The 26560-nt window shown below is 75.5% G+C and carries 20 protein-coding genes; 10 read left to right on the forward strand and 10 right to left on the reverse strand.

The features are described 5' to 3' along the window. The first annotated feature begins 39 nt into the window (after positions 1–39). Positions 40–588, forward strand: coding sequence for a GNAT family N-acetyltransferase (locus tag OO57_RS05235; RefSeq protein ID WP_033251080.1), 549 nt, complete (start codon positions 40–42; stop codon positions 586–588). A 3-nt stretch (positions 589–591) separates the two neighbouring features. Here OO57_RS05235 and OO57_RS45140 read toward each other — a convergent pair whose 3' ends face one another. Further along, positions 592–750 (reverse strand): hypothetical protein, encoded by a 159-nt coding sequence (locus OO57_RS45140; RefSeq protein WP_234337226.1) that lies wholly within the window; start codon positions 748–750, stop codon positions 592–594. A 567-nt stretch (positions 751–1317) separates the two neighbouring features. Continuing rightward, positions 1318–1788, reverse strand: a complete 471-nt coding sequence (locus tag OO57_RS05240) for an NUDIX hydrolase (RefSeq protein ID WP_033251081.1) — start codon at positions 1786–1788, stop codon at positions 1318–1320. 321 nt (positions 1789–2109) lie between these two features. Here OO57_RS05240 and OO57_RS44560 point away from each other — a divergent pair, with 321 nt between their 5' ends. Next, a complete protein-coding gene (locus OO57_RS44560; protein ID WP_081973461.1) occupies positions 2110–4032 on the forward strand; it encodes a cellulose binding domain-containing protein in 1923 nt (640 codons plus the stop codon). 106 nt (positions 4033–4138) lie between these two features. On the opposite strand, the gene OO57_RS05250 is transcribed toward OO57_RS44560, so the two are convergent. The 3 genes from OO57_RS05250 to OO57_RS05260 form a co-directional block, all read right to left on the reverse strand. After that, on the reverse strand, positions 4139–6358 hold the full coding sequence (locus tag OO57_RS05250; protein WP_033251083.1) for an NADP-dependent isocitrate dehydrogenase: 2220 nt from the start codon (positions 6356–6358) through the stop codon (positions 4139–4141). Between the two features lie 88 nt (positions 6359–6446). Further along, entirely contained in the window at positions 6447–7976 is a 1530-nt protein-coding gene (locus OO57_RS05255) for an SDR family oxidoreductase (RefSeq protein WP_051776620.1), read from the reverse strand. A gap of 381 nt (positions 7977–8357) precedes the next feature. Beyond that, positions 8358–9005 carry a pyridoxamine 5'-phosphate oxidase family protein gene (locus tag OO57_RS05260; RefSeq protein WP_033251084.1) on the reverse strand — a complete coding sequence of 216 codons (648 nt, stop codon included), beginning with the start codon at positions 9003–9005 and terminating at the stop codon, positions 8358–8360. Between the two features lie 345 nt (positions 9006–9350). On the opposite strand from OO57_RS05260, the gene OO57_RS05265 reads away from it, so the two are divergent. Beyond that, positions 9351–10214, forward strand: coding sequence for a universal stress protein (locus OO57_RS05265; RefSeq protein WP_033251085.1), 864 nt, complete (start codon positions 9351–9353; stop codon positions 10212–10214). Positions 10215–10307: 93 nt separating this feature from the next. Here OO57_RS05265 and OO57_RS05270 read toward each other — a convergent pair whose 3' ends face one another. After that, complete coding sequence (locus OO57_RS05270; protein WP_051776623.1) at positions 10308–12008, reverse strand: PP2C family protein-serine/threonine phosphatase; 1701 nt, start codon at positions 12006–12008, stop codon at positions 10308–10310. 345 nt (positions 12009–12353) lie between these two features. Continuing rightward, positions 12354–12725 carry a winged helix-turn-helix transcriptional regulator gene (locus OO57_RS05275; protein ID WP_033251086.1) on the reverse strand — a complete coding sequence of 124 codons (372 nt, stop codon included), beginning with the start codon at positions 12723–12725 and terminating at the stop codon, positions 12354–12356. A gap of 107 nt (positions 12726–12832) precedes the next feature. On the opposite strand from OO57_RS05275, the gene OO57_RS05280 reads away from it, so the two are divergent. Together OO57_RS05280 and OO57_RS05285 are read left to right on the forward strand one after the other, a co-directional pair. Continuing rightward, the gene (locus OO57_RS05280; protein WP_033251087.1) at positions 12833–13474 is read left to right on the forward strand and encodes an NADPH-dependent F420 reductase; all 642 of its coding nucleotides are present in this window, start codon (positions 12833–12835) and stop codon (positions 13472–13474) included. A gap of 196 nt (positions 13475–13670) precedes the next feature. Further along, a complete protein-coding gene (locus OO57_RS05285) occupies positions 13671–14444 on the forward strand; it encodes a glycosyltransferase family 2 protein (protein ID WP_033251088.1) in 774 nt (257 codons plus the stop codon). A gap of 120 nt (positions 14445–14564) precedes the next feature. Here the strand turns inward: OO57_RS05285 and OO57_RS40325 are convergent, their stop codons facing one another. Next, positions 14565–15002, reverse strand: coding sequence for a DUF4333 domain-containing protein (locus OO57_RS40325; protein ID WP_106973903.1), 438 nt, complete (start codon positions 15000–15002; stop codon positions 14565–14567). Between the two features lie 451 nt (positions 15003–15453). Here OO57_RS40325 and OO57_RS05295 point away from each other — a divergent pair, with 451 nt between their 5' ends. The 4 genes from OO57_RS05295 to OO57_RS39135 all read left to right on the forward strand — a co-directional run bounded on the left by OO57_RS05295 (position 15454) and on the right by OO57_RS39135 (position 22775). Continuing rightward, on the forward strand, positions 15454–16563 hold the full coding sequence (locus OO57_RS05295; RefSeq protein ID WP_234337229.1) for a LacI family DNA-binding transcriptional regulator: 1110 nt from the start codon (positions 15454–15456) through the stop codon (positions 16561–16563). Positions 16564–16743: 180 nt separating this feature from the next. Next, entirely contained in the window at positions 16744–18567 is a 1824-nt protein-coding gene (locus tag OO57_RS05300) for a hypothetical protein (RefSeq protein WP_051776625.1), read from the forward strand. Positions 18568–18946: 379 nt separating this feature from the next. Next, positions 18947–21775 (forward strand): cellulose binding domain-containing protein, encoded by a 2829-nt coding sequence (locus OO57_RS05305; RefSeq protein WP_081973462.1) that lies wholly within the window; start codon positions 18947–18949, stop codon positions 21773–21775. Between the two features lie 280 nt (positions 21776–22055). Then, the gene (locus OO57_RS39135) at positions 22056–22775 is read left to right on the forward strand and encodes a hypothetical protein (RefSeq protein ID WP_199811199.1); all 720 of its coding nucleotides are present in this window, start codon (positions 22056–22058) and stop codon (positions 22773–22775) included. A gap of 164 nt (positions 22776–22939) precedes the next feature. Here the strand turns inward: OO57_RS39135 and OO57_RS05315 are convergent, their stop codons facing one another. Next, a complete protein-coding gene (locus OO57_RS05315; protein WP_081973463.1) occupies positions 22940–24355 on the reverse strand; it encodes an MFS transporter in 1416 nt (471 codons plus the stop codon). A gap of 199 nt (positions 24356–24554) precedes the next feature. Here OO57_RS05315 and OO57_RS05320 point away from each other — a divergent pair, with 199 nt between their 5' ends. Next, positions 24555–25475 carry a LysR family transcriptional regulator gene (locus tag OO57_RS05320; protein ID WP_267884949.1) on the forward strand — a complete coding sequence of 307 codons (921 nt, stop codon included), beginning with the start codon at positions 24555–24557 and terminating at the stop codon, positions 25473–25475. A gap of 60 nt (positions 25476–25535) precedes the next feature. Here OO57_RS05320 and OO57_RS05325 read toward each other — a convergent pair whose 3' ends face one another. Then, complete coding sequence (locus OO57_RS05325) at positions 25536–26558, reverse strand: LLM class flavin-dependent oxidoreductase (protein ID WP_033251090.1); 1023 nt, start codon at positions 26556–26558, stop codon at positions 25536–25538. Between the last annotated feature and the right edge of the window lie 2 nt (positions 26559–26560).

Raw genomic sequence — 26560 nt, forward strand, 5'->3', positions numbered from 1 at the left:
CTTGACCGCCCTTCGGACGTGCACGGTACGTTGGCACGCGTGATCGAACCCGCGGCCGTGCCCGCCCCGCTGCCCTGGCCGCCCGGCCCGCTGCCGACCGCCCGCCTGCTGCTGCGCGAGCCGGAGGCCCGCGACCGGGCCGGGATCGTCGAGCTGTTCACCTCCCCGGAGGTCGGCGCGTACATCGGCGGCGCCCGCCCGCGCGAGGAGTTCGAGCGGCAGCTGCCCGAGGTGCCCCGCCGCCGCCCGGGGCTGCTGGTGGTCGAGTTGGACGGGGCGATGATCGGCGTCGTCACGCTCGACCCGCACGACTCCGAGCGCCTGGAGCGCCTGCACCCCGGGGGCGGGGCGCGCGAGCTCGGCTACCTGTTCCTGCCGCACGCCTGGGGCCGCGGCTACGCCACCGAGGCCTGCACCGCCGCCCTCGACTGGCTCGCCGCCGCCCGGCCGGGCACGCCCGTCGCCCTGACCACCCGGAGCGCCAACACCGCCTCGCTGCGGCTCGCCGAACGCCTGGGCTTCGCCGAGGTCGACCGCTTCGAGCAGTACGGCGCCCAACAGTGGTTCGGCGTCCGCCTGTCGGGCTGAAGCTCAGCCCAGCAGGACCGGGTTGGTGGGCGCCGCCACCCGCCCGTCCGGACGGCGCACCTCGACCCGGACGAAGGCCGTCCGCCCGGCGTCGGTGCCCCACCGCACCTCGGCCGCCGCCGGGGCCCGGTGCTCCCTGCCGCGTTCGGTGCGGAAGTGCACCGTGCAGCCGTCGGGGGAGGCCGGAGAGCCGCACCAGCAGGTCGACCGGGCGGCCCGCGGTGGCCGGGCGCTCGCCGGCCCCGGCCGTCCGCCCGGTCGCCTCCGCGGTGAGCTCCAGCTGCACGGCGGCGGATTCGGCGATACAGCTGCGCCCGGCCCGGACGGCGGCGAGGACCGCGGGGACGCTCAACTCCCGGGCGTGGACGACGGTCTGCGGAGTGCCGAGCTGACCCGGCAGGTAGGTGTCGCTGCTGCCGACGGCGGGCTGCCGACGGCCGGTGCGGGTGGTGGCCTCCTCGCCGAGGATCACCAGCAGGCCGTCGCCGCCCGCCTCGCCCCAACTCCCGGGCGCGGCGGGGGCGTCGTGCTCGGTGGTGGCGAGGAGGTCGAGCCCGGGGGCGCGGGCCGCGGCGGCCAGTTCGGCGGGGGCGAGCTCGCCGTCGGAGTGCACCGAGTGCACGTGCAGGTCGCCCCGGTGCCAGCCGGGGCCGCGTCCGGGCAGGCGGGTCGGCGGATGGTCCATGACCGCCCCAACGGCCGTGCCCCGCAGGGGAGTTACGCGGGGCTTCAGCTCAGGGCGAACCAGGGCGCGGGGGTGTCGGCGAGTGCCTTCTCCAGCAGCAGGGTGTCGCCCCGGGTCAGCGGCGGGAGGGCGTCGAGCGGGAACCAGGCGACCGCGAGCGACTCCTCGTCGTTGACCACCGCTTCGCCGGACAGCGGGCGGCAGCGGAAGGCGATGTCCAGGTACTGCACCTGGTCGCCGTTGGTGCAGGCGAAGGCGGGCAGGGTGTGGACGCTGGTGATCCGCTCGGGCCGGACGGTGACGCCGGTCTCCTCCAGCACCTCCCGGACCACGGTGTCGGCGGGCTGCTCGCCGGGTTCCACGATGCCGTGCAGCAGGGCCCAACGGCCGTTGTCGGAGCGGCGGTTGAGCAGGATCCGACCGTCGTGGACCACCACGGCGGTGACGCCGGACAGCCACAGCGGGCCGTGGCCGACGTGTTCGCGCAGGTCCAGGATGAATTGCGGCGTGGGCATACCGTGCACTGTAGTACGCACCCGTCCGTTCCCGGCGGACCTGCGGAGCGCAGCGGCGGAGCCCGGCGGCGGCGCACCGCAGTAGGGCACCGCGGCGGACGCCCCGTCTTTCTGTTCGTTTCACGGCCGCCGCCCCCGCCGCCCGGCACCCCGCCCGTCCCGCCCGTCCGCGCCGACCTGCGCCGTTGCCCCGGGGTGCCCCGGGCCGCGCCCGGCCGCGGGGCCGTTCGGTGCCGGGCCGCCTTGACCGGGGGCGCGCGCGACGGCCCACAATGCCCGTGCTTCCGGTCCCACCCCCGCCGAGCGACCCAGGAGAGCGCCGTGACGCCAGTGCCGCACGACCCCGCGACCGACCGGACGGCGTCCCCCCGCCGCCGGACCGTACTGGCGGCGCTCGGCGCCCTCCCGGTGCTCGCCGCCGCGACGACCGCGACGGCGACGAGCGCGGCGGCGGCCGGGACGGCGGTGGTGATCGACCCGTCGGCGCGGCGCCAGAGCATCCGGGGCTTCGGCGGCATGAACCACCCGCTCTGGGCCGGTGACCTGACGGCCGCCCAGCGCGAGACCGCGTTCGGCAACGGTCCGGGCCAGCTGGGCTTCACCGTGCTGCGGATCCACGTCGACGAGGACCGGGCGAACTGGAGCCGCGAGGTGGCGACCGCGAAGCGGGCCGCCGAGCTGGGCGCGATCGTCTTCGCCTCGCCCTGGAACCCGCCGGCCGCCATGGTGGAGACCTTCGTCCGCGGCAGCCAGACCAACGCCCGGCGCCTGCGGTACGACATGTACGGCGCGTACGCCCAGCACCTGGAGGACTTCCGGGTGTTCATGGCGGACAACGGGGTCGAGCTGCACGCCGTCTCGGTGCAGAACGAGCCCGACTACGCGCAGGACTGGACGTGGTGGACGTCCGACGAGATCGTCCGCTTCCTGCGCGAGAACGCGGGCGCGATCGGCACCCGGGTGATCGCCCCCGAGTCCTTCCAGTACCTGAAGGGCCTCTCCGACCCGGTCCTGAACGACCCGGTGGCGCTCGCCAACCTGGACGTCCTCGGGGCGCACCTGTACGGCACGTCGTTCGCGAACTTCCCGTACCCGCTGTTCCAGCAGAAGGGGCAGGGCAAGGAGCTGTGGATGACGGAGGTGTACTACCCCAACAGCTCCGACTCCGCGGACCTGTGGCCGCAGGCGCTCGGCGTCGGCGAGCACATGCACCACGCGCTGGTGGACGGCGGCTTCCAGGCGTACGTGTGGTGGTACATCCGGCGCGGCTACGGGCCGATGCGCGAGGACGGGCAGATCAGCAAGCGGGGCGCGGTGATGGCGCACTTCGCGAAGTTCGTCCGCCCCGGGCACGTGCGGCTGGACGCGCTCGCGAACCCGCAGTCGGGCGTGTGGACCTCGGCGTACCAGGGCGGGTCCGCGGTGACGGTGGTGGCCGTCAACCAGGGGACGGCGGCGGTGAGCCAGCAGTTCACCCTGGCGGGCGGCACCGCCCCGGCCGGGGTGTCCGCCTGGGTGACGGACGCCACCAGGACGCTCGCGGCCCAGGCCGGTCCCGTCCCGTCGGGCGGGTCGTTCACGGCGACGCTGCCCGCGCAGAGCGTCACCACCTTCGTCGTCTCCCTCGTCGCGGTCGAGCCGATGCCGCCGACCGCGCCCGGCACGCCGGTGGCCGGGGCGGTCACGGCCTCCTCGGCCGCCCTGTCCTGGGCGGCCTCGAACGACGACGTCGGGGTGGTGCGGTACGACGCGGTGCGGGTGGACGGCTCCGGCGAGACGGTGGTCGCCTCGACCACCACCACCCGGGTCACCGTCACCGGCCTGACCGCGGGCACCGCGTACGCCTTCGCGGTGTACGCCTTCGACGCGCCGGGCAACCGCTCGCCGCGCTCGGCGACCGTCGCCGTCACCACCGCGGCGGCCCCGGCGAGCGGCTGCGGGGTCGACTACCGGGTGGTGAACAGCTGGGGCGGCGGGTTCCAGGGCGAGATCACGATCCGCAACACCGGCACGGCCGCGCTGACCGGCTGGACGCTGTCCTTCGCGTTCACCGCGGGGCAGGTGGTCAGCCAGATGTGGGGCGGCACGGCGACGCAGAGCGGGGGCGCGGTGAGCGTGGCCCCGGCGGACTACACCCGGACGGTCCCGGCCGGGGGCTCGGTCACCCTCGGCTTCATCGCCACCCAGGGCGCCACCAACCCGGCCCCGGCCGCCTTCGCGCTGAACGGCGCCGCCTGCGGCTGATCCCGCGCCGGAGCACGCGCCGGAGCACGCGCAACGCCGCCGCGGCCCGGCCCCCTCAACGGGGGGTCGGGCCGCGGCGGCGTCAGGCCGTGCGGGTGCCGGTGGGTCAGGCCAGGGCGGCGAGCGCGTCGTTGAGGGTCTTCGACGGGCGCATCACGGCGGCGGCCTTGGCCGGGTCGGGCTGGTAGTAGCCGCCGAGGTCGGCGGGCTGGCCCTGGACGGCGATCAGCTCGTCGACGATGGCCTGCTCCTGCTCGGCCAGGGTCGCGGCGAGCGGGGCGAACGCGGCGGCGAGGGCGGCGTCCTCGGTCTGGGCGGCCAGCTCCTGGGCCCAGTAGAGGGCCAGGTAGAAGTGGCTGCCGCGGTTGTCGATGCCGCCGAGGCGGCGCGAGGGCGACTTGTCCTCGTTGAGGAAGGTGCCGGTGGCGCGGTCCAGCGTGTCGGCGAGGACCTGGGCGCCGGCGTTGCCGGTGGTGGTGGCCAGGTGCTCGAAGGAGGCGGCCAGCGCGAAGAACTCGCCGAGCGAGTCCCAGCGCAGGTAGTTCTCCTTGACGAGCTGCTGGACGTGCTTGGGGGCGGAGCCGCCCGCGCCGGTCTCGAACAGGCCGCCGCCCGCCATCAGCGGGACGACCGACAGCATCTTGGCGCTGGTGCCCAGCTCCAGGATCGGGAACAGGTCGGTCAGGTAGTCGCGCAGCACGTTGCCGGTGACGGAGATGGTGTTCTCGCCGCGGCGGATGCGCTCCAGGGAGAGCTTGGTGGCCTCGACCGGGGAGAGGATCTGGATGTCCAGGCCCTCGGTGTCGTGCTCGGGCAGGTACGCCTTGACCTTCTCGATCAGCACGGCGTCGTGGGCGCGCTCGGCGTCCAGCCAGAACACGGCCGGGTCGCCGGTGGCGCGGGCGCGGGTGACGGCCAGCTTCACCCAGTCCTGGATCGGCAGGTCCTTGGTCTGGCAGGCGCGGAAGACGTCGCCGGGGGCGACGGCCTGCTCCAGGACGGTCTCGCCGTTCGCGTCGACCAGGCGGACGGTGCCCGCGGCGGCGATCTCGAAGGTCTTGTCGTGGCTGCCGTACTCCTCGGCGGCCTGGGCCATCAGGCCGACGTTCGGGACGGAGCCGATGGTGGCCGGGTCGAGGGCGCCGTTGGCGCGGCAGTCGTCGATGGTGGCCTGGTAGACGCCCGCGTAGGAGCTGTCGGGGAGGACGGCGAGGGTGTCGGCCTCCTGGCCGTCCGGGCCCCACATGTGGCCGGAGGTGCGGATCATGGCCGGCATCGAGGCGTCGACGATGACGTCGCTGGGGACGTGCAGGTTGGTGATGCCCTTGTCGGAGTCGACCATGGCCAGGGCCGGGCCGTCGGCGATCTCGGCGTCGAAGGAGGCCTTGATCTCGGCGCCGTTGGGGAGCTTGTCCAGGCCGGCCAGGATGCCGCCGAGGCCGTTGTTCGGGTTGAGCCCGGCCGCGGCCAGGTCGGCGCCGAACGCGGCGAAGGTCTTCGGGAAGAAGGCGCGCACGACGTGGCCGAACAGGATCGGGTCGGAGACCTTCATCATGGTGGCCTTGAGGTGCACCGAGAACAGCACGCCCTCGGCCTTGGCGCGGGCGACCTGCGCGGCCAGGAACTCGTTCAGGGCGGCGACGCGCATCACGGAGGCGTCGACGACCTCGCCGGCCAGCACCGGCACCTTCTCGCGCAGCACGGTGACGGTGCCGTCCTCGGCGACCAGCTCGATGCGCAGCGCGCCGTCCTCGGCGATGACGGTGGACTTCTCGGTGGAGCGGAAGTCGTTCACGCCCATGGTGGCGACGTTGGTCTTGGAGTCGGCCGACCAGGCGCCCATCCGGTGCGGGTGGGTCTTGGCGTAGTTCTTGACCGACAGCGGGGCGCGGCGGTCGGAGTTGCCCTCGCGCAGGACCGGGTTGACGGCGGAGCCCTTGACCTTGTCGTAGCGGGCGCGGACGTCGCGCTCCTCGTCGGTCTGCGGGTCGTCCGGGTAGTCGGGCAGGGCGTAGCCCTGGGCCTGGAGCTCGGCGACGGCGGCCTTGAGCTGCGGGATGGAGGCCGAGATGTTCGGCAGCTTGATGATGTTGGCGCCGGGGGTCTTGGCCAGCTCGCCGAGCTCGGCGAGGGCGTCGGCGATGCGCTGGTCCTCCTGGAGGTACTCCGGGAAGACGGCGATGATCCGACCGGCCAGCGAGATGTCGCGGGTCTCCACGCTCACGCCGGCGGTGGCGGCGTACGCCTGGACGACCGGCAGGAACGAGTACGTGGCGAGGGCGGGGGCCTCGTCCGTGTGGGTGTAGATGATGGTCGAGTCAGTCACCGTAGCTCCAGCTTCCACGTCTGCAACGTCTTGACGTCAAGATATCTCGTCCCGGGGGGATCTCCGCAACCAACCCCCCGGAGGGCGGTCAGCCGGACTCCCCGCGGGCCGACTCCGCAGGGGCCGCCGCCGCGCGGGCCGACTCCGCGCGGGCCGATTCCGCGCGGGCGGCGATGTTGCGGGCCATGCCGCCGAAGACGACGGCGTGGAACGGGGCCACCGACCACCAGTAGGCCTGTCCGGCCAGGCCGTGCGGGTGGAACAGGGCGCGCTGGCGGTAGCGGGCGCCGTCCCCGTCGGGGGTGACGGTGAGTTCCAGCCAGGCCAGGCCGGGCAGCCGCATCTCGGCGCGCAGGCGCAGCAGCCGTCCGGGTTCGATCTCCTCGACGCGCCAGAAGTCGAGCGAGTCGCCGACCCGCAGCCGTCCGGGCGAGCGCCGTCCGCGGCGCAGCCCGACGCCGCCGGCCAGCCGGTCGAGCGCGCCGCGGACGGCCCAGGCGAGCGGGAAGGAGTACCAGCCGTGCTCGCCGCCGATGCCCTCGACCACCCGCCACAGCGCCTCGGGCGGCGCGGCCACCCGCCGCTCGCGGACGTCCTGGTAGAGGCTGCCGCCCGCCCAGTCGGGGTCGGTGGGCAGCGGGTCGCTGGGGGCGCCGGGCAGCAGGGCGGAGGACCAGCGGGTGTCCACCTCGTCGTCGCGGATCCGGCGCAGCGCGAGCTCGACGGCGCGGTCGAAGCCGATCGGGCCGCCGGGCGGGTCGGGGATCCAGCGGTCCAGGTCCCGTTCGGAGCGGACCACCTCGTGCCGCAGCGACTCGACCAGCGGGCGGGCCAGGCCGCCGGGGACGGGCGTGACCAGGCCGACCCAGTGCGAGGACAGGCCGGGGGTCAGGACGGGCACCGAGACGATCACGCGCCGCCGCAGGCCCGCGAGGCGGGCGTAGCGCTGCATCATCGCGCGGTAGGTGAGCACCTCGGGGCCGCCGACGTCGAAGGCCCGGTCGGTGGCCGGGTCGTCGGGCAGGTGGGCGGCGGCGAGCAGCAGGCGCAGCACGTCGCGGACGGCGATCGGCTGGATCCGGGTGTCCACCCAGCGCGGGGTGACCATCACCGGGAGGCGCTCGGTGAGGTGGCGGAGCATCTCGAAGGAGGCCGAGCCGGAGCCGATCACCACGGCGGCGCGCAGCTCGGTGACGGGCGTGCCGCCCTCGCGCAGGGCCCGGCCGGTGGCGACCCGGGAGCGCAGGTGCGGGGAGAGCCGCCCCTCGGGCAGGTCGGGCGGGACGAGGCCGCCGAGGTAGACGATCCGCCGGACGCCGGCCCGGGCGGCGGCCAGGCCGAAGGCGCGGGCGGCGTCCCGGTCGGTGCGTTCGAAGTCGGGGCCGCTGCCGAGCGAGTGCACCAGGTAGTAGGCGACGTCGACGCCGTCGAAGGCCCCGTCCAGGGTGGCCGGCCGGGTGACGTCGCCGGTGGCGGCCTCGACGGCGGCCCGCCACGGGTGGTCGCGCAGCCGGGCCGGGTCGCGCACCAGGCAGCGCACCTTCGCCCCGTCGGCCAGCAGTTCGGGCACCAGTCGCCCGCCGAGGTACCCGGTGGCCCCGGTCACCAGACATCGCACGTCGCCGCCTCCCGTCCTTCCCGTCCGGCCCCCGCCCGGTCTTCGGTGCCGGCCCGGCCGCGGATCGTCCCCTCCAGCCTGGGCCCGCGGTGGACGGAGCGCCAAGTGGCTGTGGACGCGGTGCCAATCCGGCGCGCCGGACCGCGGCTACGGTGGGCGCTGTTCAGGGAAACCCCGTGTTCCGCGGGGGTGCCGGTCCCTCCCGATGTGGCGGGAGCACGGATCCGGCGGCGGGCCCCTCCCGATGTGGCGGGAGCACGGATCCGGCAGCGGAGCACGGACGCGTGTCGCGGCGGACGCCTGGCGCTCCGCCCGCGCGGGCGGGTCGCCGGTCCGGAACAGTGCCTTCCCCAGCGTCACTGTCCGGACCGGCCCCCGCGGTCACTCCCGCCGGGCGGCCCGGATGCTGCGTCCGGTGACGGTGCTCGGGGTCAGCCGCACCCAGCGCCCGTGCGTGGGCGGCTTGGGCAGTTCGGCGAGCAGGCCCGGTTCGGTGACGTACTCCAGCGGGCCGATCATCAGCACGCTCCAGCCTTCGCGCAGGTCAGGGTCGGCGCGGTCCACCTCGAACGCGGCGTCGCCGCCCGGGCCGGGGGCCAGTGCGCCGTCCCCGGTGGTGCGGTACAGGACGGTGTGCTCGTGCACCAGGTAGCCGACGGGGCGCACCACGGGGCCGTCCGGGCCGGTGCGGGCGATCCGGCCGAGGCCGCCCGCCCCCAGGCGCTGCCAGCACTCGGCGACACCGAGTTCGCCGAGGACGGGCGGTCCGGCCAACGCGGGGCCGTCGGGGTGGGCGACCCGTTCGGCGGGTCGGCCGGCCACCAGTTCCTCGTACGCCAGGCCGAGGACGGCGGCCAGCCGCAGCAGGGCGGGCGGGTCGAAGGCGGGTCCGAGTTCCAGGACGCGGTGCAGGTAGGCGGTCGACATGCCGGCCTTCGCCGCCGCCTGCGCCTCGGTGAGCCCGAGGTCGGCGAGGCGGTCGGCGCAGCGGCGGGCGATCGCGGTCGCGGGGGCGTGTTCGGTGGTCACTTCGGTCACCTCCCGGGGTCGTCGGTCCGGCCGGTGCGGGGTGTTTCCTCCGGGTCCATCCGGATTCGTCCGGTCGGTACCTCCATCGTGCGTGACCAGGGCCCCGCCCCGACAGGGGCCTTGGGCCCGAACCGGGCGCCGCGGTGGCCGGGGCCCGGACCGGGCGCACCGGCCCCGGGCCGGGCGGCCGTGCTCCGCCGCGGGGGCCGGAGTCGGGACCAACGGCCCTGGCCCGCCGGGGCCCGCCGACCCTGGCGGGCCCCGGCGGACGGAGGCAGAGTGGGCTGCGAACCCGCCGCCGGGCGTTGGGGGCCCGCGGGGGACCCGCACAGGGAAGGCACTGCCATGACTCGTCCCGTTCTCGCCGCAGTAGACGCGTCCGTCCGCAGCCGGGCCGCCGCGCACTGGGCCGCCCAGGAGGCCGGCCGGCGGGGAGCACCGCTGCGGCTGCTGCACGCCTGGCCGTACCTGGGCCGGAAGGCGAACGACCTGGTGAAGGCCGATGACCTGGAGGGCGGCGCCCGGGCCATGCTCGACGACGTCGCCAAGGAGCTGACCGCCGCCTGTCCGGGCCTGGACGTCTCCGGCGAGCTGGTGCCGGACGCCGCGATCGACGGGCTGACGGCCGCCGCCGAGCAGGGCGAGCTGCTGGTGATCGGCACCCGCGGCCTGGGCGGCTTCCGCGGGCTGCTGGTCGGCTCGGTCAGCCTCGGCGTGGCGGGCCGTTCGGCGACGCCGGTGGTGCTGGTCCGCGAGGGCCGTCCGGACCCGCTCTCGCACGAGCCGGAGGTCGCGGTCGGCCTGGACGCGCTCGACCCGGACGACGGCGTGCTGGAGTTCGCCTTCGAGGCGGCCCGGCTGCGCGGCGCCCGGGTGCGGGTGGTGCACGGCTGGGAGCTGCCGCCCGCGTACGGGTACGCCGGGTGGATCCCGGTCGAGACCGAGCAGCAGGAGCTGGGCGCGCTGGCCGCCGGGATGGTCGCCGAGGCGGTCGCCCCGTGGCGGGAGAAGTACCCGCGCACCCTGGTGCTGGAGGACGTCCGCACCGGCGGCGGCGCGGCCGCGCTGGTGGAGGCGTCCGGGCAGGCCGACCTGGTGGTGGTCGGCCGCCGTCGGCGCACCCTGGGCCTGGGCAGCAAGCTCGGCTCGGTCGCGCACGCGGTGATCCACCACGCCCAGTCCCCGGTCGCCGTCGTCCCGCACGACTGAGCCCGCCCCCTCCTCCGGTTCCGGCCGCCCCGTCCCACCGCCTCCTCGGTGGCGGCGGGGCGGTCGGCCGTTCCCGGCGGGCTCCCGGGGCCCTCAGCCCTCGAACTCGCACTCGAAGCGGAAAGCCAGCAGCGTGGCGTCGTCCTCGGAGAGCGGGCCGGACATCTCGCGCACCACGGCGTCCACCAGTTCCTGGAGGTCGGGGCCGGTCGGGCAGTCCGCGACGGCGTGCGTCCGGACGGCCTCGCAGAGGGCCTCCAGGCGGACGTCGATGTCCTGGTCGCGGCGCTCGATCAGGCCGTCGGTGTACAGCAGCACGGTGTCGCCGGGGCGGACGTACGTCTCCACCGCCCGGTAGGCGGCGTCCGGCAGCACGCCGAGCGGGGGGCCGGTCTCGGGCTCCAGCAGGGTGGCCCGGCCCGCGCGCAGCAGGACGGGCGGGGGGTGGCCCGCGCAGATCCAGCGCAGCAGGTGCCGGTCGGGGTAGTAGCGGGAGACGACCGCGGTGGCGGTGGCCTCGTCGCCCTCGTCGCAGGCGATCCGGTTGAGCCAGCCGCCGAGCGACTCCACCAGCGCGCCGGTGAACGCCAGCCCGGCCAGCGCGTGCCGCAGCATCGACATCAGGGCGACCGCGTCCAGGCCGTGCCCGCGGGCGTCGCCGACCGCCAGCAGCACCTGCCCGTCCGGGAGCTGGCGGACCTTGAACCAGTCGCCGCCGACCCCACCCTCGGCCGGGCGGTAGGCGACGGCGGTGCTGACGCCGAGCCCGGTGAACGCCGCCCGGTGCGGCTGGAGGGCGTCCTGGAGGCGCTGGACGACGCGGTGCTCGGCGTCGGCGCGGCGGGCCTGCCGCTCGGTCTCCTCCTCCTGCTCGCGCAGCCGCCGCCTGCTCTCCCACAGCTCGGTGACGTCCTGCAGCACGACCCGCAGCCCCCCGACCGGGCCGCCCTCCTCGCGCAGCGCCTCGGCGACCAGCCGGATCCGGCGCGGCCGGCCGACCCCGTACAGCTCGGTCAGCACGTCGATGCCCTCGCCGGTGGACAGCAGCCGGTCGAGCTCGCGGTACAGGGCCGGGCGGGCGGTCTCGGTGACCCGGCGCAGCGCCCGGCCGGGGAGGAGGCTCTCCGTCTCGGGGGCGAGGCCGAGCAGCACGGCGAGGCCGGGCGAGACGTCGAGCCGGTCCTCGTGCAGGCTCCACTCGGCCCAGCCGACCCGGGCGATGCGCTGCGCGGCGCGGGCGATCTCCTCGGTGCGGGCCTCGGGCCACACCAGCAGCAGCCGCCGCCCCAGCCGGTGCGCGGTCAGCCTCTCGTGGCGGGCGCGGGTGCTGCCGTCGGGCGCCGTGCCGCGCCAGCGCACCGGCACCCCGCGGGCCGCGTAGCCGGTGCGCAGCACCTCGGCGACGGTGTCCGCGAACGCCGCGCTCCACAGGCCCGGGTACGCCTCGCGCAGCGAGAGGCCGCGGTCCCCGACGGCGTCCCGGTGCGCCTGGCCGGGGTGGTGCGGGTTGCGGACGGCGGCCTCGTTGACGATCACCGCGGCCAGGTCGCGGATGCCGCCGCTGCCGTCGAACACCGGCTCCGCCAGCACCGCGGCCTGCGGGACGGCGTCCAGCAGGTGGTGCAGGTCGAAGTCCGGCGGGCGGGCCAGCTCGGGGTCGAGTGCGGCCTCCGGGACGAGCGGCGGCGGCGCCGGCGGCTCGACCGGCCGGTCCCGGCGCTGCTCCCGGCGCAGCCGCTGCACGGTGCGGCGCAGGGCCTCGCCCCGGTCGGCCTGCTCCGGTCGCCCGTACACGGCCGCCCCTCTCCCTCCGCTCGGCGCTCCCCGTCACTCTTCCGGCCTCCCGGACCGGCGGCGACCCTGACGGCCCGGACGGGTGAGCCGCGGGGCTGGCGCGTCGCGGGGTCGGCCGTCGCGCAGGGGGCGGTGGGCGGTGGGCGGGTGGAGGCGCAGGAGGGCGAGGAGGGCGCGGGAGGCGCCGGTGACCAGGACGCGTTTCCCGTTCATTCAGGTTCATGGCCGCCACCCTGCGTCCGGGCCGCGCCGTGCACCCCGAGCTGACCGCCGCCGTGCTGTGGGCCCTCGCCCCGCCTGCCGCTTCGCCTTCCGCCTCGCCCTTTGCTCCGCCCGCCGTCAGACTCAGACGCTCTCGCGCGCTCCCTGCACCTCCTGCGCGGCGAGGATCTCGTCGGCGTGCCGGACCGCCCACGCGCCGAGGGCCGCGAGGGGGCCGTCGGCGAGGCTCGCGCCCAGGGGGGAGAGCTCGTAGGCCACGGCGCGGTCGCCCGGGGTGGTGATCCGCAGGATCAGGCCGTTGGCGTGCAGGCGGCGCAGGGTCTGGGTGAGGACCTTGTCGCTGACGCCCGCGACCGCGGCCAGCAGGTCGAGTCGGCGGCGGCGGCCCGCGCGCAGCGCCATCAGCACCACCGGGTCCCAGGTGTGGGCGATCAGTTCGGCGGCCAGGCGCACCGCGCAGTCGGCCGCGAAGGGTTCGCAGTGGTGGTCGTTCACCCGGCCATTCCTACCCGATCTGGGCCTACCGGTCGGTAGGCCCGGGGTTCCTATGGTGAGGAGGTGTCAGGGCCTCGCCCGAGGCCCGCGGAACGGGAGAACACGGCATGCAGATCGGAATTCTGGGCACCGGCACGATGGCCTCCGCACTGGCGGAGGCGTGGGCGGGACGCGGGCACCGGGTCCTCGTCGGCGGGCGCTCCCCGGACAAGGCGCAGGCGATCGCCGAACGGCTCGGCGGGGCGGTGCGGGCGGTCGACCCGGCGAAGGCAGCCGAGGAGGGCGACGCGGTGGTGGTGGCCGTCGCCTGGGAGGGCCTCGGCGAGGTGCTGGCCCTCGCCGGTGCCGACGCCGGTTCGCTGGCCGGGAAGGCCGTGCTCGACTGCACCAATGCGGTGGACTACGCCGACGGCCTGCTCAAGCCGTCCACCGGCTCGGCCGTGCAGCGCGTCGCCGAGCTCGCCCCCGGCAGCCACGTGGTGAAGGCCCTGCACCTGTTCGCGGGGGCGGGCTGGCTCAGGCCCGCCCCCGCCGACCAGCCGGTCCGGACGGTGGCGATGTGCGGCGACGACCCGGCGGCCCTCGACACCGCCGCCGCCCTGGTCCGCGACCTCGGCGGCGTCCCCGCCGTGATCGGCGGCCTGGAGCACGCCCGCCAGCTGGAGGACGTGGCCGGGTTCGTCATGCGCCTGGTCGCCACCGGCCACGACCCGGCCACCGCCGTCCCCACCGTCAAGCCCCGGCCCTGACGGCCCCGCTGCACCCACCGGGCCCCCGCAAGGGGGGTTGTGGCTGGCCCGGGTGGGTCGGCGGGGGTGCGTCCGCTTGGTACGGTGCAGGTCGACGTCGTGGGCGACCTGCCGAGGGTGGCGGGGGGCTGCGCGTGGTCCTGGTCGGTTGCGGGGACGTCCGTGCCGATTCCGATTCCTGGTGAGGAGCGCTGCCGTGCCCTTGGTCTCCGTGGTGATGCCGGTCCACAACTCGGTTGCCACCCTGGGTGCGTCGGTGCGGTCCGTACTCGCGCAGACGCACGCGGACGTGGAGCTGCTGGTCACCGACGACGGCTCCACCGACGGTTCCATGGACCTGCTGCAGGAGCTGGCCCGGCAGGACGGGCGGGTGCTCCCGGAGGCGGCGCCCGAGCAGGGGGGCGCGGCCAGGGCCCGCAACCTGGCCATGGCCCGGGCGCGCGGGGAGTACGTGGCGTTCCTGGACAGCGACGACATGTGGCTCGCGGAGAAGCTGGAGCGGCAGTTGGCGTTCGCCGCCGAGGGCGACGCCCCGCTGACGTTCACCTCCTACTACAAGGTGGACGGCGACCACGCGGGCGAGGCGTGCGACTTCACGCCGAACGGGCGGGTGGTCGCGGCCCGGGCGCGCGTGACGTACCGGGACATGCTGGTGCAGGACCACATCGGGGCCCTGACCGCCATGTACGACCGCACGGCGCTGGGCACCAGGCTGATGCCGGACATGCCGAAGCGGCAGGACTACGCGCTGTGGCTGTCGATCATGCGGGACGGGCACCCGGCCCGGGGCCTGCAGGAGCCGCTGGCGGTCTACCGGTCCGGCCGGGCGGGTTCGCTCTCCTCGAACAAGTTGTCGCTGGTCAAGCACAACTGGGCGCTGTACCGCCGGCACGAGCAGCTCCCGCTGCTCCGGTCGACGCTGGCGCTGGCCGGGGCGACGGTGCACTCGGTGCGGAAGGCGCGCATCTGACACCGGGCGCTCCCGGGCCGCGGACGCCGCCCCGCTGCGCACGCCCGTACCGCACCGGTCGGGTACGGGCGCGGCGCTGAGGCGGGGCGGAGGCGGGGGCGGGGCGGCCAGGGCGGCCCGTCAGGAGGTCGCGGAGGGCTTCGGGGTGCCTCGCTCGTCCGCCTTGATGTCGAAGTTGACGTTCTTCCCGCTCACCGAGGTCACGGTGACGGTGACGCCCAGGGTGCTGCCGTCGTCCGCGGTGAGCTGGCAGCGCATGACGGTACCGACCTTGCCGAGCAGGTCGTCGGGGCAGACGACCTCGGGCTCGGGCTGCTTGGTGACCTGCGCGAGGCGCTGCGCCGCGAGCTTGCCCACCTTGTCGGCGGAGACCTTCGGCAGCGCGGCGTCACCGGCGGCCGCGTCGTCACCGGAGCTCCCGGTGCTCCCGGTGCTTCCGCTGGACTGCGTGGAGGTGGTGGTTCCCACGTGCACCTCCGCGGTGCAGCCCGCCAGGAGGGCTGTCGCGGCGGCCGCCACGGCGATGGCAACGGTCTTGGCACTGCGCACTGCGAACACTTCGGCTCCTGCTCTCCCCGTGTGCGCCGGGCCCGTGCGGAGCCCGACGGCCTGGACGAAAGCCGGAGCCTAGCACTCCGCCCGTCCCGGCCCCGAGGCCGCGGGGGCGCTGGGGGCGCAGCGGCGGCTGTCCGGATGCTGAGAAATCCGTCTCGCGGAGGCCACGGGCCGCCCGCCCGGGGGCGGAACCGAACCCCCGGCGGCGGACGGTTCACTGACGCTCCGTCAATTCGGAAAGGCGCCAACTCCCGCCGGACGGTGCGGCGCTGGCGATCATGGTCGGCGGGGCCGGGGCGGAGTGCGGCGGGGCCGGGGGCGGGGCGGGCGAGAAGGTCGTGTCACAAGCCTTGACGGTCCACCGACCAGGCACCTACGGTGCGGTCACCGATGGCCCCGGGCGGGTGGCCACCGTTTCCCCCACCCCGCGCAAGGAAGGGCGACCGCGTTGCCCGTGCACCCGCTCCCCCACCCCGTCGGTGCCCCCCGCCAGCCGGGCGGCACCCTCCCGTTCCCGACCCCCTGCCCGGACGGCAGTCCGGACGCGGCGAACGCACCGAACCCGGCGGACCCGGCGAGTACGCCGCCCGGGCCGACGCTGGCTCAGGTCGCCGCCCGGGCCGGCGTGTCCAGCGCCACCGCCTCCCGGGTGCTGAACCGGTCCGCGCCGGTGTCCGCGGAGATCGCCGCGCGCGTGGAGCGCGCGGCCCGCGAGTTGAGCTACGTCCGCCGCCGGGCGCCCGCGGCGACGGCCCGGGACACCGGGGCGATCGCCGTGGTGGCGTTCGCGGACGTGCTGCGCTTCCACGCCGACCCGTTCCCGGTGCGGCTGCTCGCGGGCGCGCAACGGGTCGTCCCGGACCGGGAGTTGGTGGTGCTGACCGCGGGCCCGGGCCCGGCCCGGCCGTCGCTGGTGCGCTACCTGTGCGGCGGGCACGTGGACGGCGTGCTGCTGGTCGGACGGTGGGGCGATCCCGCGCTGCCGGGGCTGCTGCAGGCCGCGGGCGTGCCGGTGGTGTCGCTGGGCCGGCCGCCGCAGTCGCAGCGCCTGGCGCACGTGGACGCCGACAACCTGAGCGGCGCCCGCGCCGCCGTGAACCTGCTGCACCGGGCCGGGCGGCGGCGGATCGCCACCATCGCCGGCCCGCCCGACACCGCCGCGGGCGCCGACCGGCTGGCCGGCTACCGGCGGGCGATGGCCGACCAGGGCGACCCGACCCGCTGTGCGGTGGCGTACGGCGACTTCGGGTCGCGCTCCGGTGAGCACGCGATGCTCCGGCTGCTCGACCAGTACCCGGACGTGGACGCGGTGTTCGCCGCCTCGGACGCGATGGCGATGGGCGCGCTGCGGGCGCTGCACCGGCTCGGGCGGCGGGTGCCGGACGACGTGGCGGTGATCGGCTTCGACGACTCCCCCGCCGCCGCGACGGCCCGGCCGGGGCTGACCACCGTCCGCCAGCCGGTCGAGGACCTGGGCGCCCGGGCGGTGGAACTGCTCCAGGACCCGGTGCCGGGCCGTGCGGTGGTGCTGCCGACCCACCTGGTGGTGCGCCAGTCCTGCTGACGGCCGCTCCTCCCCTCCCGCCCGGCGGCCACCGCGGCCGCCGGGCGATCCGCCCGTGCGGGAAGCGAGTTGGAGGTTCCGTGGAGGCCGCCCGGCCGCCGGGCGGCCGGGCTAGGGTCGTTGGCCAATGCACCCGTTCGCACCGGCGCGCGCGGGGCAGGTCGGAGGGGAGTGCCGCCGATGGCCCGGTACGACGTGATGGCGCTCGACGCCACGGGGGTGGTGCACGGCCACCGCACCGACACCGTGCTGCCCGACGTGGCCCGGATGGGCGCGTTCGGCGACGAGCACGGGGCCCCGTACGTGGAGGTGATGCACGAGGACGGGCAGATGGTGTTCGGCCGCGACGGCGGCGGCCGCTGGCACCTGCTGTGCGACGAGGTCGACCGGCGGGCCGCGGAGGAGGTGCTGCTCTGGTTCGAGCTGCTGCACCACTACCCCGGCCCGGGCCGCGACGACCCCGACCACCCGCTGGCCGGGGAGCCCCCGGCGGGCACCCGCGGCGAGCTGGAGCGGACGGAGGCGCTGCGGCTGGTCGCCGAGCGGATCGCGGCCACCGGCGCCGACTACCCGGTGGACGCGCTGGTCGCGGAGCGCTTCCCCGGCGGCTGGTCGGTGTACGCGCCGGTGGAGGTCGACGACAGCGACCCGACGGCGTTCCTGGAGTCCCTGCCGGTGGGCCGCTCGGTGTTCCTGGTCGGCGACCTGGGGCGGATCCGCGAGGCCACCACCTCGCTGCCGCCGAACGTGCTGCGCGAGCGCTTCCGCGCCGAGGAGGCGTTCATCCGCCGGGTGCCGGAGGAGGAGTCGCTCCGGGACGAGGAGGCCGACCTGTGGGCGGCGGCCACCGAGCCCCCGGGCGGGCCGGTCGCGCCGCCCACCTCGTTCACCGTGGTGAACCAGCCCTCCGAGACGACCCTCGTCAAGCGGGCCGCCGGGCTGCTCGACCCGATCGTGCAGCAACTCGCCCAACTCGGCCCGAAGGGCTGGGAGAGCCTCACCGCCGTCTTCTCCTGCACCGTCGGCGCCGAGGTCGCCCGGCTGAGCTTCCGGCGCGGCAACCGGGAGACCGCGGTCCGCGTCCCGGAGAAGCTGGCGATCCTGGTGCGGCGCCAGCGCCACCTGGCCACCCGGACGGCCGACGGGCCCTGGTACCGGCTGCTGGTGGAGGCCGACGCGGGGCTGAGCTTCGGCTGCGTGCTGGTCGACTACGACTACGGGGACGAGCCGCTGCCCGCCGACCACCTGCTGCCCGCCGTCCACTACCGCGAGGACCTGTTCGCCTACCCGCGCCCCACCGTCCCCGACTGGCTGACCCGCCACCTGGCCGCGGACCGGCCGAAGCCCGCCCCCGCACCGAAGCCTGCGCCCGCCCCCGCACCGAAACCGCAGGCGCAAGCACAGCCGCAGCCGCAGGCGCCCCGCGTGGTCCTGGAGTCCCGGCGCCTGTACGCCGACACCTCCCGGATCACCCACGGCCAGGAGACGCTGGCGCTCGACGACATCGAGTGGGTCTGCTACTCGGTGGCCCGGACCGTCACCCACCGCTTCCTCTGGCCGAGTTCGCACGAGACGACGTACACCTTCGGGGCGGGGCCGAGCCGCAAGCTGAACCACCTGCCCTTCACGGTGTTCGGGCGCAACGCCCAGCCGCCGCGGGAGTGGACGGCGCTGGTCGACCTCGTCCAGCAGCACGTCGAACCGCGGCTGCTGGAGCGGTACTTCGAGCGGGTCGCGGCCGGGGAGGCGGTGCTGCTCGGCGCGCTGCAGGTGGACCGGGACGGGGTGGGGGCGCACGTCCAGGGCGACCGGCGCGGGCCCCGGCGGGAGATCGCCTGGGCGGCGCTGGCCCCGGTCCGGGTGGAGAACGGCGCCGTGTGGCTGTACCGGACCGGCGAGCGGACGGAGACGATCCAGGTCCCGCTGGGTCAGGCGAACGCGGTGCTGCTGCCGACGCTGCTCCCGGCACTGGCCCGGCTGTTCACCGGCCGCCCGCCCGGCTGACGGACCGGCCTGACGGGCCGCCACCACCCCGCCGTCCGGGCCGGTTCACACCGGGCGGCGGGCACTGGTACAAGCGGGCGGCGGACTGTCGAACGACTGTCGAATACGCCCCTGACGGGGTGTCGGGCGGGGCCGCCGCGCATGTCGCACGCAGGCGAAAGAGCTGTCGAATATCTGTCGAACGGAGGGCCGCGAAAGGTTTCGACGGGGCGTCAAGCACCCCGTGCGGAGGGGTTTTCGGGGGTGCGGGCCATGTAACTTTCACCGCGGGCGCGGCACTGACCTGCGATTTTACACGCTCGCGAAACGGGGTCGTTGTCGGGCGGGTGGACCGGGCCGGTTTTCTGGTCCCCCCACCCGTGACCTAGGAGAGTCCCCCATGACCCCTGTGCCCCTGGAGCGCCGGGCCGCCTCGCGGCCCCCGGTGCGCGGACGCCGGCCGGTGCTGGCGACGGTGGCCGCCGCAGCCGCCCTCGCCGCCTGCGCGGCGACCGCGGTGCTGCCCCAGCTGTCGGCCAGCGCCGCCGAGTCGACGACCGCGGCGAGCCAGTCGTACACCTGGAACAACGTGCAGATCGGCGGTGGCGGGTTCATCCCCGGCATCGTCTTCAACCAGGGGCAGAAGGGCCTGGTGTACGCCCGCACCGACATCGGCGGCGCGTACCGGCAGGACCCGACCACCAAGCAGTGGATCCCGCTGCTGGACTCGCTGGGCTGGGACGACTGGGGCCTGACCGGCGTGGCGAGCCTCGCCACCGACGCCAAGCAGCCGAACCGGGTCTACATCGCGGCGGGCACCTACACCAACAGCTGGGACCCGGCGAACGGCGCGATCCTGCGCTCCACCGACCAGGGCAAGACCTGGCAGCGCACCACCCTGCCGTTCAAGATCGGCGGCAACATGCCGGGCCGCGGCATGGGCGAGCGCCTGACCGTCGACCCGAACAACAGCGCGGTGCTGTGGTTCGGCGCGCCGAGCGGCAAGGGCCTGTGGCGCAGCGCCGACTACGGCGTGACCTGGTCGCAGGTGACGGCGTTCCCGGTGACCGGCACGTACGCGCCGGACCCGTCCGACACCTCGGGCTACCAGAGCGACCCGCTGGGCGTGCTCTGGCAGGTCTACGACCAGGGCAGCGGCACCGTCAACGGCGTCACCAAGACCATGTACGTCGGCGTCGCGGACAAGCAGAACAGCGTCTACCGCTCGGACGACGGCGGCACGACCTGGACCAGGATCGGCAGCCAGCCGACCGGCTTCGTCCCGCACAAGGCCGTCCTGGACGCGTCCGGCAACCTGTTCGTCTCGTACTCGGACACCGGCGGCCCGTACGACGGCGGGCACGGCGACCTGTGGAAGTACGCGACGGGCACCGGCACCTGGACGAACGTCAGCCCGGTGCCGTCCTCGGACACCAGCAACAACTTCTTCGGCTACTCCGGCCTGAGCATCGACCGCCAGCACCCGAACGTGCTGATGGTGACGGGCTACAGCTCGTGGTGGCCGGACACCCAGATCTGGCGCTCGACCGACTCGGGCGCGACCTGGAAGCCGTTCTGGTCGTACAACGGGTACCCGACCCGGGTCGACCAGTACGGCATCGACATCTCCTCGGTGCCGTGGCTGACCTTCAACGCGAACGTCTCCGCGCCGGAGGAGTCGCCGAAGCTCGGCTGGATGACCGAGGCGCTGGAGATCGACCCGTTCGACTCGGACCGGATGATGTACGGCACCGGGGCGACGCTGTACGGCTCCTCGAACCTGACCAACTTCGACAAGGGCACCAAGGTCGGCATCGCCCCCGTCGTCAAGGGCCTGGAGGAGACCGCGGTCAACGACCTGGTCTCGCCCCCCACCGGCGCGCCGCTGCTCAGCTCGCTGGGCGACCTCGGCGGGTTCAAGCACGACGACCTGACGAAGGTCCCGGCGAAGATCTTCTCGCAGCCGAACCTGACCTCCGGCACCTCGATGGACTTCGCCGAGGCCTCCCCGGCCAGCATGGTGCGGGTCGGCGAGACCGCGTCCGGCTCGACCGAGAAGCACATCGGCTTCTCGATGGACGGCGGCGCCAACTGGTTCGCGGCCTCCTCCGAGCCGAGCGGCGTCACCGGCGGCGGACAGGTCGCGATCGCGGCCGACGGCTCGGCCACCGTGTGGAGCCCGAAGGGCACCGGCGTGTACCGCACCACCGGGACGGGCAGCTCCTGGACGGCCGCCACCGGCCTCCCGGCGGGCGCGAGCGTGCAGGCCGACCGGGTCGACCCGAAGACCTTCTACGGCTGGTCCGGCGGCACCTTCTACGTCTCCACCGACGCGGGCGCCACCTTCACCGCCAAGGCGAGCGGCCTGCCCACCGAATCGGTGCGCTTCAAGGCCGTCCCCGGCACCAAGGGCGACATCTGGCTGGCCGGCGGCACCGCCACCACCAGCTACGGCCTGTGGCACTCCACCAACGGCGGCACGACCTTCACCAAGCAGGCGGGCGTCGACCAGGCCGACAACATCGGCTTCGGCAAGGCCGCCCCCGGCAAGACCTACCCGGCGATGTACACCTCCGCGAAGATCGGCGGCGTGCGCGGCCTGTACCGCTCCGACGACGCGGGCGCCAGCTGGGTCCGGATCAACGACGACGCCCACCAGTGGGGCTGGACCGGCGGCGCGATCACCGGCGACCCGCGGATCTACGGCCGGGTCTACGTCGGCACCAACGGCCGCGGCATCATGTACGGCGACACGGCGGGCGGCGTCTCGCCCTCCCCGAGCGCGAGCACCTCGTCCTCCGCCTCGCCGTCCCCGTCGACCTCGACCTCCCCGTCCTCGTCGCCGTCCTCGTCGCCCTCCTCCTCGCCGTCCTCGTCCCCGTCCTCGTCGCCGTCCGGCGCCTCCTCCTGCGAGATCACCTACGCGGTGAGCAGCCAGTGGGGCGGCGGCTTCGGCGCCAACGTCACGGTCGCGAACAAGGGCACCACGGCGGTCAACGGCTGGACGGTCAAGTGGGCCTTCCCGAGCGGGCAGACCGTCACCTCGCTCTGGAACGGCACCGTCTCCCAGAGCGGCGCGCAGGTGACCGTCACCGACGTGGGCTACAACAAGGCCATCGCGCCCGGCGGTTCCACCTCCTTCGGCTTCAACGGCAGCTGGAGCAGCGCGAACACCGCCCCGACCGCGTTCACCCTGAACGGCACCGCGTGCACCGTGAAGACCGGCTGACGCGCTGACCGACTCGTCGCCCCCGCCCGGGTTCGTCCGGGGCCGGTCGGGGGCGGCGGCACCACGGCGGAGCCCGGGTCGCCCATGTCTCGTGGGGAGGCGGCCCGGGCTCCGTCGCGCCCCGGGCCCCGCGCACCCGGAAAAAGCGGTGCCCTCCCGGCGGACCGCGTGCTGTACTCGCCGCATGACGGACGGCGGTGCGAGGGACGACGGCGGCACGGGAGAGGGTGACGGCGGTACGGGAGGGGGCGGCGGTACGGGAGGGAGCGGCGGCGGGCGGATGCGGCTGCGGGTGACCGGCCACCCGGTGGCCGACGGATCGCGGCTCGGCCGGGTGCTGGACACCGGGCCGATGCTCCGCCGCACCTTCTTCCACCCGCCCGACCTCTGGGTCGGGTACCTGTACGCGAACCGCGCCGACCTGCTGCGCCTCGGCGCCCTGTTCCGGGTCGCCGCGAGCAGTCCGCACAGCGCGGTGCACGTCCCGGCCGCACCGGGCCCCGGCCCGCTGGACGCCCGGGCGACACCCCTGCTGGTGGCCCGCGAGGACACCGGCCTGCGTCCGTCCGACTGGCCCGCGCTGCGCCGCGGGATGCGCCGCGGCGGCACTCCCCTGACGGTGACCGCCCCGGCGCCGCGTTCCGCCGACCGCCCCGACCGGGTGCAGCGCCTGTCCGAGCGCCACCCCGCCCGGCTCGCCGAGCACGCCGGGGCGTGCTTCGTCCTGGCCCGGCCGGAGCTGCTGTTCTGGCTCGGCGACTCGCTGACCGCCGCCGGGGAGGCCGTCGCCGGGGACCCCGGGATCCACCGCCGCGGCGAGAGCTTCCTCCAGGACCTGGTGGGCTTCTTCGCCACGGGTCGCCCCGACGACCCGATGCACGCGCTGTGCCTGGTCGCCGCCGACCCGATCTTCCACCGGGCCCGCTGGCAGCGGCAGCAGCGACGTGCCGGAGGGGCGGGCCGGAGGGGCGGGCCGTCTCAGCCGGTGAGGGTCCGGTGAGGGTGGTGCCGAGCCGCGGGGTCGGGCCGTGCCGGTGGAAGACGTTCGGCACGTAGCCGTTCCGGCAGGGCCCGCACGAGTCCTGCGCCGGGTCAGGGGCCCGGGCCGGGTCAGGGGCCCGGGCCGGGTCAGGGGCCCGGGGCGGGTCAGGGGCCCGGGGTGGGTCAGGGGGTGGCGGCGGGGGTCCTCCCGCGGAGGCCGGTGGCGGTGACGACGGCGCCGAGCAGCAGGACCACCCCGCCCGTGAGCAGTGCCCAGCGGGTGCCGTCGGCGCCGGACGGGGACAGGCCGAGGACGACGCCGAGGACGGCGACGCCGAGTGAGGCGCCGACTTGGCGGGCCGAGTTGAGGACGCCCGCGCCCGTGCCCGCGAGTTCGGCGGGGACGGTGGCCGCCATGCCCGCGACCAGTGCGGGCAGGGCGAAGGAGACGCCGAAGCCGAAGGCCAGCAGGCCGAGCACGGTCGCGGCCAGGGCGGCCGCCGAGTCGCCGGTGAACGGGGCCTGCACCAGCGCGCCGGTGCCCATCAGCACGAAGCCGAGGGTGGCGGGCCTGCGCGGCCCGATCCGGCCCACCAGGCGGCCGGTGTAGATCGGGTTGAAGGCGGTCGGCAGGGTCAGCGGCAGGAAGACCAGGCCCGCCACGGCCGGCAAGTAGCCGCGGCTGTCCTGGAAGAACAGCGAGAGCACGAACAGCAGCCCGGAGAGCCCGAAGTTGGCCAGCAGGCCCGCCCCGACCGCGGACGGGAAGCCGGGGCTGCGGAACATCCGCAGCGGGACCATCGCCGCGTCCCCGGCCCGCAGTTCGGCCGCCGCGAAGACCGCCGCGGCGAGCACCGCGAGGGCGGCGGCGGCCACCACCCAGGCGGAGTCCCAGCCGGCGTCCGGACCCTCGATCAGCGCGTACACCAGGGCGGCCAGGGCGACCACGGCGCTGGCCTGGCCGGTCAGGTCGAGTCCGCCGCGCGGCTTGCGGGCGGTCTCCGGGGCCTGCCGGACGGTGATCAGCAGGCTGGCCGCCGCCAGCGGCACGTTGATCAGGAAGATCGCGCGCCAGCCGACGGTGTCGGTCAGCACGCCGCCGACCACCGGCCCGGCGGCCAGGGCCGCGCCCGTGAGCGCCGCCCAGGCCCCCACCGCGCGGGCCCGGGCCGCCGGGTCGGTGTACGCGTTGGTGATCACCGCGAGCGAGGAGGGCAGCAGCAGCGCCCCCGCCGCGCCCAGCGCCAGCCGCAGCGCGACCAGCGCGGGCAGGGTGGTCGCCAGCGCGGAGACGCCGGACAGCGCGCCGAACGCGACCAGGCCGCAGAGGAAGACCCGGCGGCCGCCGAAGCGGTCCGCCAGCCAGCCCGCGGTGAGCAGCAGGGCGGCGAAGGTGACGGTGTAGCCGTTGGTGACCCACTGCAGGCCGCTGAGGCCGACGTCGAAGTGCTCGGCGATCGCGGGAAGGGCGACCGAGACGACGGTCATGTCCAGCAGCACCATGAAGTAGCCGAGCGAGAGCCCGACCAGCAGGGTGCGCGGGGGGCCTGCGGGCCCGGCCGGGGTGACGGCGGGTGGGGCGTCGGCCTGGGTGGCCATGGGTGTGCTCCTCGTTCGGGAAACGGCGTGCCGCACCCCCGGACCGCCGGAACATCGACATGTGGACATGTGGACATGTGGATGCACGGACGCGCGGCCGCGCAGGTCTTCGGGGTGGAGCTCCCATTCTCCCGTGCCCGGGGCGGGAGTTGGCCGTGCGGAGGACGGGAACGGCCGATGGGTAGAATCGGCCCGGCCGATGGATCACCTGGATCGCTTGGCCCGCCGAGGGGGATGGCAGCGCGTGGAGTTACGGCACCTTCGGACGTTCGAGGCGGTCGCCCGGACGCTCAGCATGACGCAGGCGGCGCGGGAGCTGCACTACGCGCAGTCCAGCGTCAGCGACCAGGTCCAGGCGCTGGAGCGGGAGTTGGGCGTCGCACTGGTCGACCGCTCGCAGCGCCGGATCCGGCTGACCGCCCAGGGCGAGGTGCTGTCCTCGTACACCGGGCGGATCCTCGGCCTGCTGGCGGAGGCCCGGGCCGCGGTCTCCCGGCCCGCGGCGGAGCTGGCGCTGGGCGCCCTGGAGACGCTGAGCCGCCACCTGCTGCCCGGGGTGCTCTCCCGCTACCGCACGCTGCACCCGGGGACGAAGGTGCGGGTCTCCCAGCACAACCGCGGCGAGCTCTACCGGTCGGTGCTCCGCGGCGACCTGGACCTGTGCCTGACCTTCGGCGCCCCGCCCGCCGACCCGGGCCTGTCCGCGGAGACGCTGGCCGAGGAACCCCTGGTGGTCATCGCGCCGCCGGGACACCCGCTGGCCGCCCGCGGCCGGGCCGACCTCGCAGAACTCGCCGCGGAGCCCTTCCTGGCCACCCAGCGGGGCTGCGGGTTCCGGGAGATGTACGACGGCGTCCTCGGCGCGGTGCCCGGCAAGGAACCGGTCGCCGAGGTGGACAGCATCGACACCCTCGGCGCCTGCGTGGCGGCCGGGATGGGCTGCGCGCTGCTGCCACTGGTGGCGGTCCGCGGCCGGGCCGAACGGGGCGAGGTCGCCCTGGTCGAGGTCGGCGACGGCAGCCTGCGGACGGCCGTCACCATGACCTGGCTGGAGCGGAACGCGGCGAACCCGGAGCTGGTCGGTTTCCAGCACGCACTCCGCGGGCAGCTCGCGGGCTGAACGGCCGGAAGGCCGGAAGGCCGGGCGCCAGCGGGCGGGCGCCAGCGGGCGGGCGGGGTCTCACCCGGTGGTGGGGCGCCAGCCGAGCAGGGGGGCGAGGCGGGTGGCCAGGTCGGTGAGGATCTGCACGTAGTCCTCCGGTGCGAAGGTGAACGGGAGGGCGAAGGCGACCTCGTCGGCCTCCCGGAACCCGGCGTGCGCGTACAGCCGCTCGGCGAGTTCCTCGCTGGTGCCGACCAGGTCGGGGGCGAACAGCAGTCGGCCGGGGCCCTGCGGGGCGAGCGTGCGGGCGTACCGGGACTCGGCGTACGCCTCGTACTTGGCGCGCTGTTCGGGGGTGGCGCCGTCGGTGGGGACGACCACCAGGCCGTGCGAGACCCGGGCCCGTTCGCCCGCGGGGTGGGCGGCCCGGAAGGCCCGGATCAGGGCGAGCTGGTTGGCTTCGAAGCCCTCGTCGTCCTCGGCCCGCACCACGCTGCTGGTGAGCAGGTTCAGCCCGTGCTCCCCGGCCCAGCGCACCGAGCGCAGGCTGCCGCCGCCGTACCAGACCCGGGCGGCCAGGCCGGGCACGTGCGGCTGGACGCGCTCGGAGTACGCCTCGATGCCCTCGGTGCCCCGGAAGCCGCTGGCCCGCTGCCCGCGCAGCAGGCCGAGCAGGCGCTCGACCCGGCCGTACCCGAAGTCCTCCCGGTCGGCGGTGTCCGGGTACAGCGCGCCCTTCACGTCCTCGAAGTGGACCGGCACGCCGACGCTGATGCCCGGGTTGAGGCGCCCGCCGGAGAGCACGTCGACGGTGGCGAGGTCCTCCGCGTGGCGCAGCGGGTTCTCCCAGCCGAGCGGGGTGACGGCGGTGCCGAGGCCGATCCGGCGGGTGCGCTGGCTGGCGGCGGCGAGCACCGTCAGCGGGGAGGAGATCCCGTACTGCAGGTGCCGGTGGCGCAGCCAGGCGGTGTCGTAGCCGAGCTGCTCGCCGAGCTCGATCAGCCGCAGGGTGGCCTCGTGGCCGCCCGCCGGGTCGTGCTCGTCGAACAGGCCGATGGTCAGGAATCCCAGCGAGCGCAGCGGCCGGTCGGGGGTGGGCACCG

Source organism: Kitasatospora phosalacinea, from assembly GCF_000717185.1.
Lineage (GTDB): Bacteria > Actinomycetota > Actinomycetes > Streptomycetales > Streptomycetaceae > Kitasatospora > Kitasatospora phosalacinea_A.